This is a genomic window from Streptomyces sp. NPDC015220 (assembly GCF_043079345.1).
Taxonomy (GTDB): domain Bacteria; phylum Actinomycetota; class Actinomycetes; order Streptomycetales; family Streptomycetaceae; genus Streptomyces.
In genome coordinates this window covers 223,974-242,898 of record NZ_JBIBUK010000006.1, presented here as the reverse complement: position 1 = coordinate 242,898, position 18,925 = coordinate 223,974, and the positions used below count along the sequence as shown (strand labels likewise).

General features: G+C 70.4%; 14 protein-coding genes and 3 pseudogenes. 5 read left to right on the top strand and 12 right to left on the bottom strand.

Features of this window, described 5'->3' with window-relative positions; genetic code table 11:
- From ACF061_RS16345 to ACF061_RS16320, 6 genes are all read right to left on the bottom strand, one after another.
- Positions 1-858, bottom strand: a complete 858-nt coding sequence (locus ACF061_RS16345; protein WP_392267529.1) for a UbiA prenyltransferase family protein — start codon at positions 856-858, stop codon at positions 1-3.
- A 197-nt stretch (positions 859-1,055) separates the two neighbouring features.
- Positions 1,056-2,192 (bottom strand): glycosyltransferase family 4 protein, encoded by a 1,137-nt coding sequence (locus ACF061_RS16340; protein ID WP_392267528.1) that lies wholly within the window; start codon positions 2,190-2,192, stop codon positions 1,056-1,058.
- Positions 2,193-2,243: 51 nt separating this feature from the next.
- Complete coding sequence (locus ACF061_RS16335; protein ID WP_392267527.1) at positions 2,244-3,449, bottom strand: endonuclease/exonuclease/phosphatase family protein; 1,206 nt, start codon at positions 3,447-3,449, stop codon at positions 2,244-2,246.
- A complete protein-coding gene (locus ACF061_RS16330; RefSeq protein ID WP_392267526.1) occupies positions 3,449-4,546 on the bottom strand; it encodes an NAD-dependent epimerase/dehydratase family protein in 1,098 nt (365 codons plus the stop codon). The genes ACF061_RS16335 and ACF061_RS16330 overlap by 1 nt, the downstream gene beginning before the upstream one ends.
- Positions 4,540-5,967, bottom strand: a complete 1,428-nt coding sequence (locus ACF061_RS16325; protein WP_392267525.1) for an aspartate aminotransferase family protein — start codon at positions 5,965-5,967, stop codon at positions 4,540-4,542. The genes ACF061_RS16330 and ACF061_RS16325 overlap by 7 nt, the downstream gene beginning before the upstream one ends.
- Positions 5,968-6,415: 448 nt before the next feature.
- Positions 6,416-9,247: a BTAD domain-containing putative transcriptional regulator gene (locus ACF061_RS16320; protein ID WP_392267524.1), complete on the bottom strand. Its 2,832-nt coding sequence runs from the start codon at positions 9,245-9,247 to the stop codon at positions 6,416-6,418.
- 655 nt (positions 9,248-9,902) lie between these two features.
- On the opposite strand from ACF061_RS16320, the pseudogene ACF061_RS16315 reads away from it, so the two are divergent.
- Both ACF061_RS16315 and ACF061_RS16310 read left to right on the top strand, forming a co-directional pair.
- Positions 9,903-10,283 (top strand): annotated as a pseudogene (locus ACF061_RS16315) (RNA polymerase subunit sigma-70); the annotation flags it as partial.
- A 112-nt stretch (positions 10,284-10,395) separates the two neighbouring features.
- Positions 10,396-11,595: an NAD(P)/FAD-dependent oxidoreductase gene (locus tag ACF061_RS16310; RefSeq protein ID WP_392267523.1), complete on the top strand. Its 1,200-nt coding sequence runs from the start codon at positions 10,396-10,398 to the stop codon at positions 11,593-11,595.
- A 375-nt stretch (positions 11,596-11,970) separates the two neighbouring features.
- Here the strand turns inward: ACF061_RS16310 and ACF061_RS16305 are convergent, their stop codons facing one another.
- From ACF061_RS16305 to ACF061_RS16285, 5 genes are all read right to left on the bottom strand, one after another.
- Positions 11,971-12,186 carry a hypothetical protein gene (locus ACF061_RS16305; protein ID WP_392267522.1) on the bottom strand — a complete coding sequence of 72 codons (216 nt, stop codon included), beginning with the start codon at positions 12,184-12,186 and terminating at the stop codon, positions 11,971-11,973.
- A gap of 123 nt (positions 12,187-12,309) precedes the next feature.
- Positions 12,310-12,603 (bottom strand): DUF1330 domain-containing protein, encoded by a 294-nt coding sequence (locus ACF061_RS16300; protein WP_392267521.1) that lies wholly within the window; start codon positions 12,601-12,603, stop codon positions 12,310-12,312.
- A 33-nt stretch (positions 12,604-12,636) separates the two neighbouring features.
- Positions 12,637-14,070, bottom strand: a complete 1,434-nt coding sequence (locus tag ACF061_RS16295; protein WP_392267520.1) for an MFS transporter — start codon at positions 14,068-14,070, stop codon at positions 12,637-12,639.
- Positions 14,067-14,429 carry a MarR family winged helix-turn-helix transcriptional regulator gene (locus ACF061_RS16290; RefSeq protein WP_392267625.1) on the bottom strand — a complete coding sequence of 121 codons (363 nt, stop codon included), beginning with the start codon at positions 14,427-14,429 and terminating at the stop codon, positions 14,067-14,069. Before ACF061_RS16290 ends, ACF061_RS16295 begins: the two co-directional genes overlap by 4 nt.
- A gap of 226 nt (positions 14,430-14,655) precedes the next feature.
- Positions 14,656-15,309, bottom strand: coding sequence for an HD domain-containing protein (locus ACF061_RS16285; RefSeq protein ID WP_392267519.1), 654 nt, complete (start codon positions 15,307-15,309; stop codon positions 14,656-14,658).
- A 243-nt stretch (positions 15,310-15,552) separates the two neighbouring features.
- Between ACF061_RS16285 and ACF061_RS16280 the strand changes: the two are divergent.
- Together ACF061_RS16280 and ACF061_RS16275 are read left to right on the top strand one after the other, a co-directional pair.
- Positions 15,553-16,155 (top strand): annotated as a pseudogene (locus tag ACF061_RS16280) (AraC family transcriptional regulator); the annotation flags it as partial.
- 259 nt (positions 16,156-16,414) lie between these two features.
- A pseudogene (locus ACF061_RS16275) lies at positions 16,415-16,603 on the top strand (zinc-binding dehydrogenase); the annotation flags it as partial.
- Between the two features lie 200 nt (positions 16,604-16,803).
- Here ACF061_RS16275 and ACF061_RS16270 read toward each other — a convergent pair.
- Positions 16,804-17,868, bottom strand: a complete 1,065-nt coding sequence (locus ACF061_RS16270) for an aldo/keto reductase (protein WP_392267518.1) — start codon at positions 17,866-17,868, stop codon at positions 16,804-16,806.
- 116 nt (positions 17,869-17,984) lie between these two features.
- On the opposite strand from ACF061_RS16270, the gene ACF061_RS16265 reads away from it, so the two are divergent.
- Positions 17,985-18,818, top strand: coding sequence for a helix-turn-helix transcriptional regulator (locus ACF061_RS16265; protein ID WP_392267517.1), 834 nt, complete (start codon positions 17,985-17,987; stop codon positions 18,816-18,818).
- The last annotated feature ends 107 nt before the right edge of the window (positions 18,819-18,925 follow it).

Sequence of the window (18,925 nt, the reverse complement as noted above, 5' to 3'; positions counted from 1 at the left end):
TCATGGGATTCGGCTGACGGTCAGACTGATCAGCCACAGAACGGCGTTGATCACGAGCGGTGCGTCCGTGAGTACGTCATGGCCCGGCTCTTCACTGCCGCGGTGCATCGCTATCAGTTGCAGATAGCGGCACAGGGCGAAGATGGCGAGGGGCATGGTGACGACGGCCAGCACGGCAGCGTGTGGATGCGGTGCGGACAGGACGAACAGTTCGTAACTGATCAGCGTGGCGGCCAGCAGCAAGGCCATCAGCTGGTCGAGCAAGGAGACCGAGTACCCCGTGAGGGCGGGCCGCTGCGCAGCCGCCCGCTCCTGGAGGTTCGCGGTAACGAGTTCGTGGCGTCGCTTGCCGAGCGCCATCAGCAGGCAGGCGCAGTACATGGAGATGATGAGGGCGGGGTTGAAAGGGGCCGACACCACCAGGCAGCCCGCCAACGCCCGAAGGGCGAAGCCGATCGCTATCACGCTGACGTCGACCAGCGGGAAGTGCTTCAACGCCAGGCAGTAGGCCAGATTGAGCAGCACGTACGCAGCGGTGACAGCCTGTACTGCCGGCGGCAGAAGGGCGCCGCAGACTGCCAGTGTCGTCAGACAGCCGACGCCCAGGAGCAGCGCGCCGAGTGGGCCGACCTGCCCGCTGGCCAACGGCCGATGGCGTTTGACCGGATGCAGCCGGTCCTGCTTGCGGTCGAGCCAGTCGTTGAGGACGTAGACCGCGGCGGAGGCCGCCGTGAACGTGGCCAACGTGGCGAGTGCCCATGCGATGTGGTGCAGGAGCGCCGCGGGGTCCACGGCCAACGGAATGATGAGGACGAAGACGTTCTTCACCCACTGGCGAGGGCGCAGCAGCGCCAGCATCGCCGGCAGCCGGGAACGCCGGGGCGTGGTGCGTAACGCGCCTTCCCATGGCGAACCGTGCGAGGCGTTCGTCGCGCGGGCCGGTCCCGCAGGGGCCGGCGCCGACGCCGTCGGGGGTGCGGACACCCCAGGAGCGGGCGGTGCGGCCGCGGCCGGGCCGCCCTGGTCGTCCACGGTGTCTCCGCTGCCCAGCCGCTTCACGGTCGGCTGCCGCTCAGGAGTTTCCGGAACGCCTCTTCGTGCGCGTCGAGGAACGCCTCCCCACCGAACAGCTTCGTCGCTGCTTGGCGCCCCGACTCGCGGTCCTCGGCCGGCAGTTCGGCCATCTCCAGGATCGCCGCACGCAAGGCCCCCGGGTCCCTGGGCGGGACCAGCCGCCCGAAGCCCGTGGCCGCGATGGGGTAGCGGGAACCGGGCAGTTCCGTGCTCACCGGCGGGATGCCGGCCATCATCGCCTCGACCTGGACGATGCCGAAGGACTCCGAGATCGAGGGCAGTGCGAAGACGTCGATCGAGGCGTAGAAGTCCCTTACCGCGTCGCCGCGCAGCAGGCCCGTGAAGCGGATCCGTTGGTCGTCGCCGGCCTCCCGGCGGAGCTGGGCGATGTTGCTGCCGCCCGCCACGGTCGCGTGGTCTCCCGCGATCAGCAGTCGTGCCCGTGGGTCGTCGATGGCGCGGAAGGCCCGTATGAGGTATTCGATGCCCTTGTCGACGGTGATCCGGCCCATGAAGCCGATGTGCGGCCCGTCCCCGTCGCGCAGCCGGGGGGTGCCGCCGTTGCGGTCCACGCACGGTGAGGAGACGGGCAGCAGTCGGCGGCGCCTGATCGTCGGCCAGATGCGGGACCCACGTGCCTGGTCCTCGCTGTTCGTGATGACCAGGTCCGCCTTCCGTACGGCCGCCTTGCACGACTGGTCGACGGCCCACATCCCGAAGCGGTTGACGGGGCTGTCCGGTAGGAAGACGTCGATGTGGTACGTCACGACCAGCCGTGCGCTGCCCTTGAGTGCGGCGACGAACGCGGCCTCGGGGTTGGGTAGATGCATGTGGACGATGTCCGAGCGTGCCGCCAGACGCCGTGCCAGCAACGGAAGTTGAGGACTGACGAAGCCCCTGCTGATCCGGGCGAGTACCGGCGCCCTGAAGACGTGGACGCCGTTGACGACTTCGTGACGGGCGAGTGCGGGATCGTGCTGGGCACAGACCACCGCGACCTTCCAGCCACGGCCGGCGAGCCCCTCGGCGGTCAGCCGCGCGGCCTCCGTCAGACCACTGACATACGGGCTGTAGTAGTCGAGCATCACCGTCACGTCGAACGTGTCAGGTTGCAGCACGGTGCGTACCTTTCTGTGTCTGACCTGATGCCCCTGGTTCACGAAAGGGCCCTAGTCCGGGACGACCACGCGGATCTGCTGAGCGGAATGGTCGGAGAGGGCCTCGCCGCCGCTGAGGTGGTAGCTGGTGACCGCTAGGTTCTCGGTGGTGAACAGCCAGTCGAACCGCCACAGTTTGGGCAGGAGGCGCCATGCCCGCGGCAGCGAGCAGGAGCCGTCGCAGGAAGGCCAGGAGCGGGCGGGAAGCAGGGAGCCACTAGGATCGTGCGGCCGGGTACCAGCTCCGAGCGGGTAGAAGTTCATCCAGGCCGTGTTGAAGTCACCGGCGACCACGGCCGGGTGGGGGTCGCCGGCCAGATCCGCGCGCAGTCCGCGGTATTCCCTGACCCACCAGTCACCTTGGTCCTTGTTGGCTTGGAAGAAGCGGCCCCACCCGTAGCGGATGTCACAGGGCCGGAAGCGAATCGGCAGGTGCACGTTGTAGAAGGAGACCGTGCGCCGGCCCACTCGGATATCGGTGCGCTGGGCCTTCGACCCCTTCCAGTACCAGTCATCACCCGTGGTGGGAACGTGCTGATGGGGCGCTGCGACGACGGGCAACCGGGACAGAGTGACCAACTCGCCCTGCACGAGCAGTCGGTAGCCGGGAAACTCCGCGTGCAGCCGGGCCGAGTCGTCGATGCGGACAGGGCTTGTACATCTCTTCTGCTCGTCCCTGCTCGAGTAGTTCCAGTTGAGGTATTCATGGAGGAGGTACACGTCGGCGTCCTGGCGGCGCAGGAAGGCGTAGAAGGCGTCCTTGTCGCCGGACGTCATCTGCCAGTAGTCAGTGGACCAGGCGAAGACCTTGACCTCCGTGCCCCGGGGGCTGCCCGCGGTGGTGCCCGTCCATCCGAAGCCGGCCAGATGCGCCCCGGCCAGCAGAAGGAGCACCAGGACCGCGGCAAGCCAGCGGCGCACCGGCACCGCGAACGGTACGAGTACGAGCAGCAGCAGAGGCACCGCCACCACGGTCAGCGGCGGGACGACCTCGACGATGTGCCATGGCCACCAGCGGCCGATGAGCAGGACGTGCAGGGCGAGGAGGACCGTCCAGACCGCCGTGCTCGCGACCAGCAGTCGCGTTCCCCAGCACCAGCGGCGGGCGGCCAGTGCCTCTTCCGGTGCGTCCGGTGCCCCTTCCGGCACGTCCCGGCCGGTGTCCTCCTCGGCCGGGGACGCGGACGAGTCGCCGCCCGGTGCGTCCGCAGCGGCCATCAGAAGAACACCTTCGCGAGTCCCAGCACGCCCTGGCGCCACGGCTCCCGGCTGGTCCGTCCGCTCCCTCTGCCCGCCGGGACGCCTGCCGCCGTCGCACGCTGTGTGCGCCACCAGTCGTACGTATGGAGAATGGCGTCCTGGTTGGACAACCGGGGGCGGAAGCCGAGCTTCTCCCGGGCCTTGTCGACGCTGACGTAGGAATCGGCAAGCAGCTTGGACACCAGCCTGCCGTACACGGGGGACAGCTTCGTCCGCTCCAGTACGCGCAGCACCGCCACCGCGGGCGCGCTGGGCGTCGACACCACACGCTTGCCGTGCCCCGCGGTATCCAGCACGCACTGGAAGTCCTCGCGCAGAGTACCGAATTCGGCGGCGCCGATGTTGTACGTGTCGCAGGCCACCTCATCCGGGGCGCGCAGCACCTCCAGCACCGCGTCCACGAGGTCGTCCAGCCCCAGCATCTGGATGCGCACATCGCCCTTCCCGAGCACGGGAAAGTTCCTGCCCTCCTCGGCCCACTGGAAGAGCATGTCGAACAGCCCCATCCTTCCGGGGCCCAGGAAGGTCTTGGGCCGCAGTACCGGCAGGCACATGCCCTCCGCCCGGAACCGCTCGACGGCCTTCTCCGCTTCCGCCTTCGCGGAGCTGTAGGGGTCCACCGGCTCAAGCGCATGGTCCTCAGGTGTGGGTACCAGCCGGGGCAGTCCGTAGACGGCGGTGGAGGAGATGTGCAGCACTCTGGGCACGGCCGCGGCGCGGGCCGCTTCCAGCACGGTGGTGGTGCCTTCGACGACGATCGATCTGATGTCCGCCACGGGGTAGCTGGGCAACGCGGAGGCGCAGTGCACCACGGCGTCGGCGCCCGCGAAGGCTTCGGCGAGGGCGTCCGCGTCACGTATGTCTCCGGTGAACGGCTTCAGTCCGGGGCTCGTGGGCACCGGCGCCAGGTCGAACGCGCGGACCTGACTGCCCACCGCCAGCAGGCGGTTCACGAGGTGTGTGCCGAGCACGCCGGCGGCACCGGTGACGGCGACATGGCCCGGGAGAGCGGATCGGACCGGGGACGGCAGCCCGTGCGGGACGTCGGTCACCACGAGCTCACCCGCTCCCGTACGAAACGGCCGAGCAGCCGGTTCATGCCCTCGGCAAGGGTGGCCTCCAGGGCGCCGAGGAACCGTTCGGCCTCTTCGGGTCCCGCTACCAGCGGCGGGCTCACGACCAGCGGACTGCGGCCGTTGAGCGTGTTGTAGGTGTAGACGTCGTGCTTGCGGTACAGCGTGTCGATGACCGCCGCAGTGATGATCTTCGTGCGGATCAGCGGGTCCTTGGCCAGGTCTCCGGCCGGCAGCTTGCCGACCAGGTCCAGCACCTTGGGCCCGCCGGAGAGGAACACCCCGTGGAGCGCGCCGGAGCCGCGCACATCGGCGATCAGGTCGGGATGGGTCTTCCGGATGCGCTCAAGACCTGGCCGCAGTACCGCTTCCAGGGCGCGGGCCCGCCCCGGGTAGTCGTCCTCGACAGCTACGGAGACGGCCTCGATGGCCGTCGCGGTCTCCTCGCCGAAGCCGTAGTACGTCGTGCTCGTGCTCTGCATCATCGCGTCGCCCATGTTGTCGTACGCCTTGCGGAAGACCGGCTCACGCGCCACGTAGGCGGAAATGGAGGACTTGCCGCCGCCGAACGACTTCGAGGTCGTCACCACGTCGGGCACGAGACCCTCGTACCGGGTGAAGTAGAACATGCTGCCGGTCTTGCCCCACCCGGTGTAGATCTCGTCGAAGATCAGCACGATGTCCTCAGCCGTGCACAACTCGCGGAGTTCGCGCAGGAATTCCTCGGAGCACCAGCGCATGGTCGACGCACTGAACGGCTCGATGAGGAGTGCGTACACCCTGCTGCGGCCCCGCGCGTCCCTGTTGTCCGCGAGAACCCGCCGAACCGAGCCGATGTCGCCGTACTCGAAGGTGCCGATGCCGGGAATGGTGGGGAACGCGAAATGGCTCTGCGCTCCGCCGGTGAGCCCGCCGGAACCGAGGAGTTTGCCGTGGAAGCCGCTGTCCGCCCGCAGGACACGGTTCCGTCGGCCACCGTGGTACTTGTACGCCAGTTTGACCGCGCCTTCGACCGCCTCCGCCCCGGAATTCGGCAGGAACGAACGGTTCAGATCGCCGGGCAGCACCGCTGCCAGATTGTGCCCCAGGGCGGCGAGATACGGCGAGAAGTAGGTCTTGTGCACCTCCATGCGCCGCCGTTCCTGGAAGCGCCGGCGTGCGGCGAGAATGCGCGGATGGTTGTGCCCGTGGTTGAGTACGCCGACTCCGCCGGTGAAGTCCAGGATCTTACGGCCGTCACGCGTGTAGATATAAGCGCCCTCGGCGTGGTCGACAAGCTCCCGGCCGAAGCCGAAGGAGGTCATCAACCGGACCTGGCTCTTGTTGACATACGTGCGGTGGAGTTCGTGTACGTCGTCGATGTCCAGCTTCTCGGCCTCTTCGAGGCTGATGAGATGTGCCATGGGTCCTTCCGATCGACGTTCTGGGTGCCCCGACATCTACGGCAGGCAGTCGTGTCCCTGACCCGTCGCTGTCACCGCGGCCCTCGTCAGCCAGACGGGGACCGGGCGCGCTGCTCCGTTCGACGGGCCGGGAATCGGGGTTGTCCCGGCTACCCTCTGTCCCCCGCCCGTGACCGCCACTGTCACCGCCGCGTCTTCCGGTCGGCCTCGCAGAGTCACGGCCTCGGGCATCAAGGACTCCTCCGTGTACCTGTGGCTGGATGTACCCCCGTTCCGTGTCGCTCGGTCCGGGGGATGCGTGACCGAGCGCCTCGCGGACGGGCTCTTGCCGTGCCTTGAATCGTGTGCGGCTCGGCTCCCCTTCGCGGTCACCTCAGTAGAGCACAGGGCCGCTGTCAGAAATCTGGCAACTGATGTCAGGCACATGTCATGCAGATCATCGACGGCGTCACCGGCCCGCGCCGGCCGCTGCCGCACCGAGAAGATCGCCTGCTCTGCCGGCGTTCGAGTCCCCCAGCTCTTCGAACACCGTGGCGCGCTCCCACACCCACCGCGCCTCCTCCGACCGGCCCGTCTCACACAGGGCGCGGCTCAACAGGTTGAGGATGCGGGTCCTGGTGTACCGGGCGCCTGGCTCGTGGCAGCGGGCGAGGGCGCGTCGGCACCAGGCGATGGTCTCCTCGTGCCGACCGAGGGCGGCGTACGTCAGGCACAGGTCCCGCAACGCGATGCCCTCCCCCCAGCGGTTGCCGATCCTCCGAAAGACGCCGACCGCCCTCAGCTGGTGTTCGCGGGCACGCTCGGGCTCATTCAGGTCCTGGCAGACGCGGCCGAGACCGGCCAGCGCGAAGCCCTGCCCCCAGTGGTTCCCGATCTCCTCGAAGATGCCGAGAGCCTCCGCGTGGTGCTCCAACGCACGCCCGGGCTCACCCAGGTTCCCGCGAACCCGGCCGAGGCCGGTCAGCGCGACGCCCTCCCCCCACCGATCCCCGATCTCGCGTCGCAGCACGAGCGCCTCCTCGAGCGACTCCAGCGCTTCGGTGAACCGCAGCTGGTCCCACCGGGCGAGCCCGATGCTGGTGAGCACCGAGGCTTCGCCGCGCCGATCACCCTGTGCCCGGGCGGCGGCGAGGCCCACTCTGTGGCTTTCGATCCAGTCACCCCAATGTTCACGCAGGTTGAAGAAGCCCCACAGGACGGTCGGGAGCCGCCAGGCGATGGTGTACTCGCCGGCCTCGAAGGCGAGCCGGACAGCGGCCATCAGGTTGGCGCGCTCCGTCGCACACCACCCCAGCGCCTCTTCGTACGAGGAGAAGGAAAGCGGTTCGCAGCCCTCCTCGGGCGGGTCGGGCGGACGGGGCTGGTGGCCGGGGTTGAGCATCCGCTCGGCCGCATCGGCGGTGTGCATGTACCAGGACAGGACCCGATGCAGAGCGGCCAGCCGGGTCGGTTCGCTCTCCTCCGCCTCGGCCCGTTCCGCCGCGTACAGGCGCATCAGGTCGTGGAACCGGTAGCGGTAACGGTCCCGGCCTGCCCGCTCCAGCAGGCCCCGGTCCGTCAGCCCCTCCAACAGCCGCCGCGTCTGGTCCGTGCTGACGCCGATGAGCACGGTCGCCGCCTCGATGCTGATGTCGGGCCCGGAGTGCAGGCCGAGGACGCGGAACGCGCCGGCGGCGGCCGTGTCGAGTGCGTCGTAGGACCAGGAGAAGACGCCGCGGACCGCTGAGGTCTCGTCGTCGCCCACACTGAGCACGTCCAACCGGTACCGCTCCACGCCGAGTTCAGCGACGAGGTCGTGCAGCGGGAGGGAGTGCCTGGCCGCCGAGCCCGTCCGGTCGTCCGGGCCGGACAGGTGCTGTATGCGTTCGGCGGCCAAAGCCAGGGCCAGGGGCATATGAGCGCACAGACCGGCGAGTTGCGCAGCGGTGTCCAGCTCGGCCGCGATCCGGTCCTCGCCCAGGACGCCGGCGAGCAAGGTGACCGACTCCTCGGCAGACAGCCGGTCGAGGCTGACGCGGTAGGCGCCGTGCCGCACGGCCAAGCCGCGTAGCTGGCTGCGACTGGTGACCAGGACCAGGCAGTGCGAGCCGGGCAGCAGCGGACGCACCTGCGCGGTGTCGCGCGCGTTGTCCAGCAGTACGAGCACCCGCCGGTCGGCCAGGGTGCTGCGCAACAGCGCGGATCGGCCGTCCAGTTCCGGCGGGATCTGCTGCGCGGGGACGCCCAGCGCGAGCAGGAACATCTCCAGGACCGCGGTGGGCTCCACCGGAGCGCCCAAGCCGTAGCCGCGGAGATCGGCGTAGAGCTGCCCGTCGGGAAACCGGTCGCGTACGCGGTGTGCCCAGTGCACCGCCAGGGTGGTCTTGCCGGATCCCGCCGCCCCGTCGACCACGGCGATCGCCGTGGTCTGTGCGGACTGAGCGCGTTCGGCGGGCAGCAGGCCGTCCAGCCTGGCCAGCTCCATGGTGCGGCCGGTGAAACAGGGGACGCCCGGAGGAAGCTGCTGCGGGCGGATCGGCGGCGACTGCGCAGGTGGATCCAGAGCGGGATGGACGCTTGTGCCGGTGACCGGCTCCTGCTCAGCTGTGCCGCCGGCAGGGGAGGAGGTCGCGCCGCCGTCGAGGACGGACCGGTGCAGTTCCCGCAGCTCGCCGCTGGGATCGAGCGCCAACTCGTCCCGGAGGATCGCGAGGACCTGCTGGTACGCCTCCAGTGCCTCGGCGCGGCGACCGCACCGGTGCAGGGCCAGGATCAGACGCTGCCAGCTCGCCTCGTGCAGCGGGTGGGCGGTCGTCAGCTCGCGCAACTCGGGAATCAGCTCATGGTGCCGACCCGCCGCCATCTCGAGGTCGATGCGGCACATCAGGGCGCTCAGCCATTCCTCGTCCAGCCGGGGCACCACCCCGCGGTCCAGCCACGGGGAGGCGACATCGGCGAACGGGTCGCCGCGGCGGAGCGCCAGAGCTTCGCGCAGCAGAACCAGCTTCTCGCCGGAGTCGTCTCCGGCGGCTTCCGAGCGTCGGACGAGACCCCGGAACCGCAGCAGGTCCACGTTGTCGACCGAGACCCGCAGGGTGTACCCGCCGGGTCTCGTCTGCACCAGGTCGGGGCAGAGCAGGCGGCGCAGCCGTCTCACGCAGGTGTGCAGCGCGCCGCGCGCCCGTTCCACCGGGGTGTCCGCCCATATCCGATCGATCAACGTGTCGCTGGGGACGACCTCGTTGGGCGACATCACCAGACACGACAGGAGCACACGCAGGCGGCCTGCGGGCAACTGCACCAGCCGCTGTCTGTGCCTCACCTCGAGTGGCCCCAGCACCCGGAAGTCGAAGTCCTCGCACGTCGCCGCCTCTTCAGGCGGGGCCGAAACCGATGGGCGCATAGAGCAGACCCCCTGTCTCCCGTGAAGTGTGACAGTGTATTGTTCGTCACTCACGTCTCACCTGGCACCACCACATACTCGGCCAGAATCGTGCGCCTCGCCGAAGCCAAGGGCCTGCGCATCGCCTTGGGTAGGCCGCACGGCCGTACCCGACGCGTTTTCCCGTCGTCGGTCCGCACGGCGCGTTCGACTGAGCCTTCGCCAACTTGGAATCACCGGTCAAAGGGCTGGTGTGACAGTCCTCCGGGGTGTTCACGCTGGTCGAGGGCGACAGTCCGCGGAGTAGGTCATCTGGCGGAGTGGCGGAGCGGTCGGCAGGCCGCCCGGTAGATCGCAGAGTCTGTCAGGAGTCGAGGAAGCGGACATGCGCGCTGGAACCTGTCCGGCCGGCCAGACGGCCGCCCGGGCTCGACGAACGGGCCGGGGACGACGGCGGTGCTGATCTTGGCGTGACCGCCGTCCTGTCCTTCACTGCGCTCAGGCGAGGTCGGTCGGGTCCTCCGCGTACACCTGTGACAGGGGTTGCGGGCCCACGTACTGCTGGCAGTTGCAGACGAGCGGCCGGACCGAACCGCTGGTGCGGCTGCTCACCCAGGACGCCGTCTCGGTCGGTGACGGCGGCGGGAAGGTCCCGGCCCGCGCGAGGGCGTTCGAGGGGGCGCTCGCGGTCGCCAAGTTCCTGCGCGGCATGTTCAAGCCCAGCTAGGCCGAGCGGGCCCACGTCGGAGGGGCGGCCGGGATTTCCGCGACGACGGCCAACGGCGAACCCGCCTTCGTGGCGGTCGCGGACGGCCGGGTCGTCGGGATCGCCTGCCTGGAGGTGAGCGGGCAGGGCATCGTCGCGCTGCGCAGCCAGGTCAACCCCGACAAGCTCGTCCGCGCGAGTGAGCCGTGGGCCGCCGCGGACCACGGGGACCCGCTGCGCACCCTCTGACCGGATGTGATGTGCTTCACATCCTGATCCTGTCAGGAAACGCCGGGCTGCCCGGTTCATGAGGCGAAACCGCGCAGACAGCGGCGCGATCCTCACCGACAGGAGCAGGCCCATGCAGCACCGCATCGTCGTCCTCGGAGCCGGCTATACCGGAGCCATCGCCGCCGGGCGCCTCGCCAAGCGGCTGCACCGCGAGGACGTCACCATCACCCTCGTCAACCCCGAGCCCGACTTCGTCGAGCGGGTCCGGCTGCACCAGCTGGCGGCCGGCCAGGGCCTCAGGCCCCGGCCGTTCGGCGAGATGTTCGCGGGCACGGGCGTCGAGCTGAAGCTCGGGAAGGTCACCGCCGTGGACGTGGAGCGCAAGGCGGTGATGGTCACGGCCGCCGACGGCGCGGGGCGGGAGGAACTGACGTACGACACCCTGGTCTACGCCCTCGGCAGCGGCTGGAACGACGGCGGTGTGCCCGGCGTCGCCGATCACGCCCACGAGGTCTCCAGCCGGCCCGGCGCGCTGCGCCTGCGCGACCGCCTGGCCGCCTTGGACGCCGGCCGGCCCGTGGTCGTCGTCGGCGGTGGCCTGACCGGCATCGAGGCCGCGACGGAGATCGCCGAGGCCCGCCCGGACCTCGACGTCGCCCTCGCCGTCCGCGGCGCGCTCGGCGACTGGCTGTCGGCCAAGGGCCGCGCCCACCTGCGGAAGGTGGTGGACCGGCTCGGCATCACGGTCCACGAACACGCCGAGGCCACCGCCGTGCGGACGGACGCAGTGACGACGGCCGACGGCCGGACGGTCCCCTCCGAGGTCACCGTCTGGACCACCGGCTTCGCCGTCCACCCCGTCGCGCAGGCCACCACGCTCGAGGTGACCGACGGCGGCCGGATCGTGGTCGACGCCACGATGCGCTCGGTCTCCCACGAGGACGTGTACGCGGTGGGCGACGCGGCGATGGCGATCGGCCCGGGCGACAAGCCCCTGCGGATGTCCTGCGCCTCGGGCGTCCCCATGGCCTGGCAGGCCGCCGACGCCATCGCCGCCCGTCTCGCCGGCGTCAAGCTCCCCAAGGTCCCGATCCGTTACTTCCAGCAGTGCATCTCCCTCGGTCGCAAGGAGGGCTTGATCCAGTTCGTCACCGCCGACGACCGAGCGGTCGAGCGCGCGCTGACGGGCCGCGGGGCCGCCTTCTACAAGGAGATGATCTGCAAGGGCGCGGCGTGGGGCGTGGCCAACCCGACCGCGGGCTTGCCGTCCCGGCGCCGGCGGGTCCTGCGCCCGGAGACGGCCCACGCACCGGCCGGGGTGGCGGCCTGACCTGGACCGCGCCGCGGGCACGGGACACATGGACTACGGCGTGAGGGACCCGGCGCGGCTCGGACAGGTCCGGCTGCCGGACGGTCCCCTCCTGGGCTGGGCGGCACGGGGGCGGCCGACGACACCCCCGTGCCGCTGTGCCCGGGGGCGGCTACCGGCGGGTGGCTCACAGGGCGCGCCCGTCACGCAATGAGGTTGGCCCGGAAGAGACGGAGCGCGGCTGCCGGGTCCGTGGCGCGGGTGACCGTCCTGCCGACGACGTGTGAGGCCCCGGCGGTGATCGCCGCGCGCGGTGTCCCGGGGCGGGCGTGGTCGGCGGGGGATTCGCCGGGCAGCGTGACTCCGCCGCCTCGGCGGCCTGGCGGTCCGACAGGTTCAGCACGTACTGCGGCACGCGGACGTGGCGAGCTGGGCGGGGGAGTGCCCGGGGCGGCCATCGTGCGGGTACCAGGCGGTGAAGTCCTCGTCGTTCCACAGGCCGTCGAGGCGGTCGCGGATCCACATCGCGGTAGTGTCGTGGGGGTTGCCGGCGCGGGCGACCCGCGCGGTCAGCGGCGGGTTCTCCGATCCGGGCTGGGACTGGAGGGACATATCGGGCTTCCCGGGAACATGGGCATCATGCTCCTACGAGCCTGACGCGACGTCACGCTCGTTGACTGCCCGTCCCGAAGATTCCCGACCGAGTCCTTCAGTGAAGATCCGACTGGACCTCGGTCAGTCGATGCCTTCGACGATGCGGAAGTCGCGCTCGACGCCGTCGGAGAGGGCGACCAGCGCCTCCTGGTAGGTCGCACTCTCGCGCGCCGCGACGGCCTGCTCGAAGCTGTCGAACTCGATCAGGACGGTGCGCTCGGCGATTCCGGCCTCATGCGCCACGACCCGACCGCCACGGACGAGGACCCGACCGCCCCCGGCCTTGACGGCCAGGCGGGCCAGCTCGCTGTAAGCAGCCAGCTTCTCAGGGTCCGAAATGGTGCGGTAGGTGCTGACCCAGTAACCCTTGGGCATGGAACCTCCAGTGTTGGGATGAGTGCATCTGACTTACGGGTTGGTCTCGGGCGAGCGTCGGCGGGCGAGAGCGAGGCTTGTCAGCGTCGTGATCGCCATGGCGCCGATGCCGACCAGCGCCGCGGTGGTGTAGGCGCCGTCGTCGGGGAAGAGGTGGCCGGGCCCGGTGCCCGCGGCGAGGATCAGGCCGCCGATGGCGCTGCCCAGGGAGTACCCGACGCTGCGGACGACGTAGTTGAAGCTCATGGCGCTCGACGTCTCGCTCTTGGGGGTGACGGCCAGGATGACGCCGGGCATCGCGGCCGAGAAGCCGCCGACGCCGAAGCCGAGCACGCCCATCGCCGCGAACAGTTCGGCCAGGTTCGACCGGGCCGCCGCGAACAGGGCGAACCCGCCGCCGACCACGACGGCGCTGCCGGCCAGGAGCAGGGGGTCGGCGATCCGCGTCCGGACCCGCGGCGTGAGTTTGCCGGCGACGAACCCCAGCACCGAGAACGGGATGAGGACCAGCCCGGCGACGAAGGTCGTCAGCCCGAAGCCGTAGCCGGCGCCGTGCGGCGTCTGCGCGTACCGGGTGATGAGCGTGAGCAGGATGTACATGCCGATCCCGCCGACGAACATGGCGAGGTTCGCCCCGGCGACCGCCGGGTGCCGCACCGCGCGCACATCGATCAGGGGCGTCGTGCTGCGCAGCTCGATGACGGCCCAGACCAAGAGCAGCACCACCGCGACGACGGCGAGGGCCGCCGCCACGGCGAGGTGCCGGCTCCACAGATCCCGTTCGCCGGCGAGGAACAGCACCAGGAGCAGCGCGGCGGCCAGGACGACCGCGCCTGTCACGTCCACGTGGGCGGAGCGGCCTTCGGGGGCTTCGGGCATGGAGCGCCACGCGGTCAGGAGGGCGGCGGCGGTGACGACCAGACCGAGGCCGTAGGCGGCCCGTACCCCGCCGAGCTCGGCGAGCAGTGCGGCCAGCGGGTAGCCGACGCCGGCCCCGATGATCGAGACCACCGAGATCAGGGAGATCACGGCCGCGCCGCGCGCCTCGGGGAGGTGGTCCCGGGCCACGCCCATCATCAGCGCCGTCAGCCCGAGCCCGACGCCCTGGGCCGCCCTGCCGGCCAGCAGCCACGCGAACGGCAGCGGCAGCACGGTGAGCGCGCTGCCGGCGACGACGACCGCCAGCGTGGCGAGGATCGTGGCCCGCCGGTGCGGGCCGGCTCCGAGCCGGCCCAGGACCGGCGTGGCGACGGCGCCGCTGAGCAGCGCGATGGTCAGCGTCCACTGTGCGCTGCCGAGCGAGACGTGGAACGAGGTCGCCACGCTGGTGATGAGCGGCGTCCCGAGGCTGGCGACCGCCGCCACGACCAGAGCGATGAACATCAGGGCGGGGACCAGCAGCCGCGCCTCGGAACGCGCCACCGGGAACGCCTTCCCCGCGACCCCGCCGACCGGCTGCCCGGTCACCGCTTCGGCCCTTCGCGGTCCTGGCTTTCGAGCTCTGCCAGATGCCTCAGCGCCGGAAGGGCCGCCACCAGCGCCTCGACCTCGTCGCCGGTGAGCTCGCCGATCAACCGCTCGAACGCGTGGACGCCCGCCTGGTGCCGCGTCCGGACATAGGAGGCGCCGGCCTCGGTCAGGCACACCAGCGTGACCCGCTTGTCGGACGCGTCGCCCCGCCGCTCGACCAGGCCGGACTCCTCCATCACCCGGACCAGGGCGGTCATCGCGGGCTGGGTGACGCCCTCGACCGAGGCCAGATCGGTGATGCGTCGCGGACCGGTCCGGTCCAGGGTGGCCAGGGTGGCGGCGGACGTCAGGCTCATGTCCCGGGGCAGGCGTCTCGCGGCCCTGGTGGCCAGGCCGTAGAGGGCTGCCCCGATGGCGGCGGACGCGCCGGGAGCGGTGTCTTGACGACTCATGCTCGAAGCATAGCACTTTTATATTCATAGTTTATGTAAATACCAGCGCCGCTGACCTTGGTGCGTGATGCCGCCGACGGGGTCGGCTGCTCGGCCCCGGCGGTGGGGCCGGGCGCAGGCCTGCGGGCTGCTACTCGGGCCAGGCGTTGCGCCGGATGATGTCGACGAAGTCCGCCCGCCTGAAGGACGGGTCGAAGTACGCCAGGACGTCGTCGTTCATGGTGCCGAAGGTCGTGTCGGGACGGTCGGCCATCCCCTCGTGGAAGGCGTGGAGGATCTGGCGCTTGAAGTCCGGCCGCGGGTGCGCGAGCACGACGGCCTTCTTGTCCGCCTCGCTGATCTCGTCGAGACCGAGGCCGAGGACGTCGGTCTCCACCCCGAGGGTGACCACGGCGGTCTCCGGGGCCAGCCGGAGCGGCACCTCGGGGGTGGTGTGCAGGGCGATGGCGAGCCAGACGTCGCGGGCCTCGGCTTCGGTCCGGCCGTGTTCGCGCAGGAACGCCGCGGCGGCGTCCGCACCGTCGGTCTCGAAGCGTTGCCGGGTGGTGCGGTACTTCCGGGTCAGGCCCAGGTCGTGGAACATGCCTCCGACGTAGGCGAGTTCGGGGTCGACGTCGGTGCCTCGGGCCCGGGACTTGAGCATCCCCCACAGGAAGACGCGCCGGGAGTGGTGGAACAGTGTGTCGCCGACGACGGGGTCGTCGGTCGCCTGCCGGGTCACCGCGGTCGCGGCGCGGACCAGGTCGGTGTCGGGGATCTCGATTCCCGCGATGGTCTCGGACATGAGGCGTCTCCCGCTCGTTCGGTTTCTGTGGTTCTCTTCCGGTTCTTCCGGACGCCTCAAGCATCGTCGGGCGGGGACGGTCCACGGCCCTCCGTCCCGGACACGAATCCCTCAATCCGCGACACGTTTCCGCACGGTCGCTTTCCGGATCCCGCCTCGTCGCCCGCCACCGACCGCACCGATCACCCACCGCCGAACCGTGCCTCGCTGAGAGCGACAAGCGGTCCGGACACCCCGCGCCCCATGCCCCACCGCACCGGTCTGCGACCGCGCCGATCACACTGGAGCCCGAACGCGCGACCGCGCCGGTGCAGACGGAGCCGAGGAGGCGTAGCCATGGCAGGGACGCGACGTGTGGTGTTCCTGGTGTTCGACGGCATGAAGATGCTCGACGTCACCGGGCCCGCCGAGGTCTTCTCCACCGCGGCCCGGTTCGGCGGGCCCTACGACCTTCGCTACGTCTCGCCCTCTGGCCGGCCGGTGACGACGTCGATCGGCACCGCCTTCGGCGTCGGCGGACCGGCCGACGAGGTGGAGCGGGCCGATACCGTGGTGGTCTCCGGTGGTGACGACCTGCCGTCGACACCGATCCCCGGCGACCTCCTCGCGGCCGCGTCCGCCCTGCGGGACCGGTGCCGACGGATGGTGTCCATCTGCACCGGCGCCTTCGTCCTGGCCGCCGCCGGCCTGCTCGACGGGCGGCGGGCCACCACCCACTGGCGCCACGCCGATCTGCTGGCCCGCGCCTACCCCAGGATCTCCGTCTCACCGGACGCCCTCTTCGTCCACGACAGCGGCATCTACACCTCCGCCGGCGTCTCGGCGGGAATCGACCTCGCCCTGTCACTGGTCGAGGAGGATCTCGGCCCCGACCTCGCCCGGGACGTCGCACGCGACCTGGTGATGTTCATGCAACGGCCCGGCAACCAGACCCAGTTCGCCGCTCCGCTGCAGACCCGGGCCCCACGCACCCCGTCACTGCGCGCAGTGGTCGACCTGGTGTCCGCCCAGCCCGCGCTGGACCACAGCACCGCCTCCCTGGCCGCCCACGCCGGCGTCAGCCCGCGCCACCTCGCCCGGCTCTTCGCGACCGCCGACCGGCGATGCGCCGGAGTTCGGTGTCCGATTCCCCGGCGCGGCCGGAAGCGTGCCGGAAGCGCTCGCCGAGGCCGTCGACCTCGTCTCGCGGGGGAAGCTCCACATCCCGGTCGAGAAGTCGTACACGCTCGCCGAGGCGGCGGCGCACACCGACAGTCAGGCCGGTCACACGCGCGGGCGCCGGGTTCCGGTCGTCCGAAGGCCGTCATGCGTCGCCCTCGCACGGAAGGTGAGGGCGACGCCGGCCAGATCTCGCTGCTTCGCCGGACGGCGGCCGACGCGAGTCCCAGCGGGGCCGACAGCCGATCTGAAGGGGACTGCGGATCGTCGTCCACAGTGATCAGCGAGAGGGCTCCTCCCCTCCCGGCGGCCGGCCCCTGTCACCACCTGTCATCGTCAGGGGCGCGTTTCGATCTTCAGGTCGCCGCTGACCACGGTGCGGATGTGGTCGCCGGCGAGCAGGTCGTGCGGGTAGCCGAGGTCGATCGCGCTGACCTGGTCGAGGCGGGACAGTTGATCGGCGGTGAAGTGAACCTCCAGGGCGCCCAGATTCCCCACCAGCTGCTCGGGGGTGCGAGCGCCGATGACGGGTGCCGTCACGCCCGGGTTCCGCAGGGTCCAGGCCAGAGCGACCTGGGCGGGTGTGCGTTCCAGCTCCGCAGCGACCTCCCGTACGACGTCGGCGACGGCGAGGGTGCGTTCGGTGACCAGCCCCAAGCCGGCGTTGAAGCTCTTGCGGTTTCCCTGAGCGGAGTCAGCGCTCGTCGCGGTCAGGTCGGCGCGGCTGTACTTGCCGGACAGCACGCCGCCGCCCAGCGGTGAGTATGGGGTCACCCCCAGCCCCATCGCCCGTGCCATCGGGATCAGGTCACGTTCTCCGGCCCGGTTGATGAGGCTGTATTCGATCTGCAGCGCGATCAGCGGCGTCCAGCCGCGCAGGTCGGCGATCGCCTGCATGCGCGAGATCTCCCAGGCCGGGGCGTTGGACATCGCCACGTACAGGATCTTGCCCTGCCGGACCAGGTCGTCCATGCCGCGCAGGATCTCCTCGACCGGCGTCGTGAAGTCCCACACGTGCAGGAAGAGCAGATCGATGTGGTCCGTGTTCAGCCGCCGCAGGCTGGCCTCCACCGACGCGAACAGGCTCTTGCGGTGGGCGCCCCCGGAATTGGGGTCGCCGGGCCGGCGCAGCGTCGTGTACTTCGTGGCCAGCACCAGGCTCTCGCGCTGGTCGCGGACGAATTCGCCCAGCATGCGCTCGGAGCTGCCGTTGGTGTAGGTGTTGGCGGTGTCGATGAAGTTGCCGCCGCGCTCGACGTAGGCGTCGAACAGCTTGCGCGCGTCGTCCTGTTCGGCGCCCCAGCCCCACTCGGTGCCGAAGGTCGCCGTTCCCAGGGCCAGCGGTGAGACCCGCAGCCCGGAGCGGCCCAGCAGCCGGTACGTGTCGAGGGTGAGTGGCATCGTGGCCTCCTGTGCTCGTGATCGTCGTCGAGCACCAGCCTGCGACCACCGTGAGCCGGGGGTAAGGGAAGGAAGTTCCTGGGAACACCAGTCCTACCCCGGCTGTTGGACCGACCATGACCACCAGCACCGTGGATGTGACACAGGAGCTGGCCGCGTTCCTGCGGACCCGGCGAGAACGCCTGGATCCGCGGGATTTCGGCCTGCCGTCGAGTCGGCAGTCCCGGCGGACTCCCGGATTGCGTCGCGAAGAGGTCGCCCAACTGGCCGGGATCAGTGTCGACTACATCGTGCGGTTGGAACAGGCCCGCGGGTTGCGGCCCTCAGCGGATGTGGTGGAGGCGCTGGCCCGGGCACTGCGCCTGACCCTCGACGAACGCGCCTACCTCTTCGGCCTGGCCCAGCAGCGTCCCCGCAACGCCGGCAAGCTCGCCACCACCGCGGCGCCGTCGCTGGCCCGATTGGTCGCCGACCTCTCGCCGCTGCCCGCCATGCTGATGAACCACCGCTACGACATCCTGGTCTGGAACGACGAAATGGCGAAAGTGCTCCTGGATTTCGGCACCCTTCCGCCATGGCAGCGCAACGCGATGTGGCTGTGCCTGATGCATCCGGAGACACGCGAGTTGTACGTGGACCGCGAGCGCGTCGTGCGGGAGGGGGTCGCGCACTTGCGCGCCGCGTGGGCCGCACATCCCGAGGATCAGGCGTTGACCGACCTCATCACCGAATGCCTCGGCCGGGACGAGGAGTTCGCGCGGCGGTGGGCCGAGCAGGACGTCAAAGTCAACGGTCGCGGACGCAAGATGATGCGGCATCCCTACGTCGGCGCGATCACAGTGCAGTTCGAAACGCTTACGCCGCTTCAAGATCCGGAACAGCTGCTGGTGATCTACCGCGCCGCCGACGAGGAGAGCCAGTCCGCAATGGACGAACTGCGCGCACGGTGAGGTCGCACCGCGGTGCCACGGGCTCACGCGTGATCGTGATCGCCCCGGACCGCGGCCCGTGGCACGCATCCGAAGAGACCGGCGTGGTGACCATCTGCCATGCCCAC

Coding starts and splice junctions, on each gene's coding strand:
- ACF061_RS16325 (WP_392267525.1), bottom strand. CDS start 5,967: ATGGCACATCTCATCAGCCTCGAAGAGGCCGAGAAGCTGGACATCGAC.
- ACF061_RS16345 (WP_392267529.1), bottom strand. CDS start 858: ATGCTGGCGCTGCTGCGCCCTCGCCAGTGGGTGAAGAACGTCTTCGTC.
- ACF061_RS16300 (WP_392267521.1), bottom strand. CDS start 12,603: ATGCCCAAGGGTTACTGGGTCAGCACCTACCGCACCATTTCGGACCCT.
- ACF061_RS16290 (WP_392267625.1), bottom strand. CDS start 14,429: ATGAGCCTGACGTCCGCCGCCACCCTGGCCACCCTGGACCGGACCGGT.
- ACF061_RS16285 (WP_392267519.1), bottom strand. CDS start 15,309: ATGTCCGAGACCATCGCGGGAATCGAGATCCCCGACACCGACCTGGTC.
- ACF061_RS16270 (WP_392267518.1), bottom strand. CDS start 17,868: ATGCCACTCACCCTCGACACGTACCGGCTGCTGGGCCGCTCCGGGCTG.
- ACF061_RS16310 (WP_392267523.1), top strand. CDS start 10,396: ATGCAGCACCGCATCGTCGTCCTCGGAGCCGGCTATACCGGAGCCATC.
- ACF061_RS16305 (WP_392267522.1), bottom strand. CDS start 12,186: ATGTCCCTCCAGTCCCAGCCCGGATCGGAGAACCCGCCGCTGACCGCG.
- ACF061_RS16335 (WP_392267527.1), bottom strand. CDS start 3,449: ATGGCCGCTGCGGACGCACCGGGCGGCGACTCGTCCGCGTCCCCGGCC.
- ACF061_RS16265 (WP_392267517.1), top strand. CDS start 17,985: ATGACCACCAGCACCGTGGATGTGACACAGGAGCTGGCCGCGTTCCTG.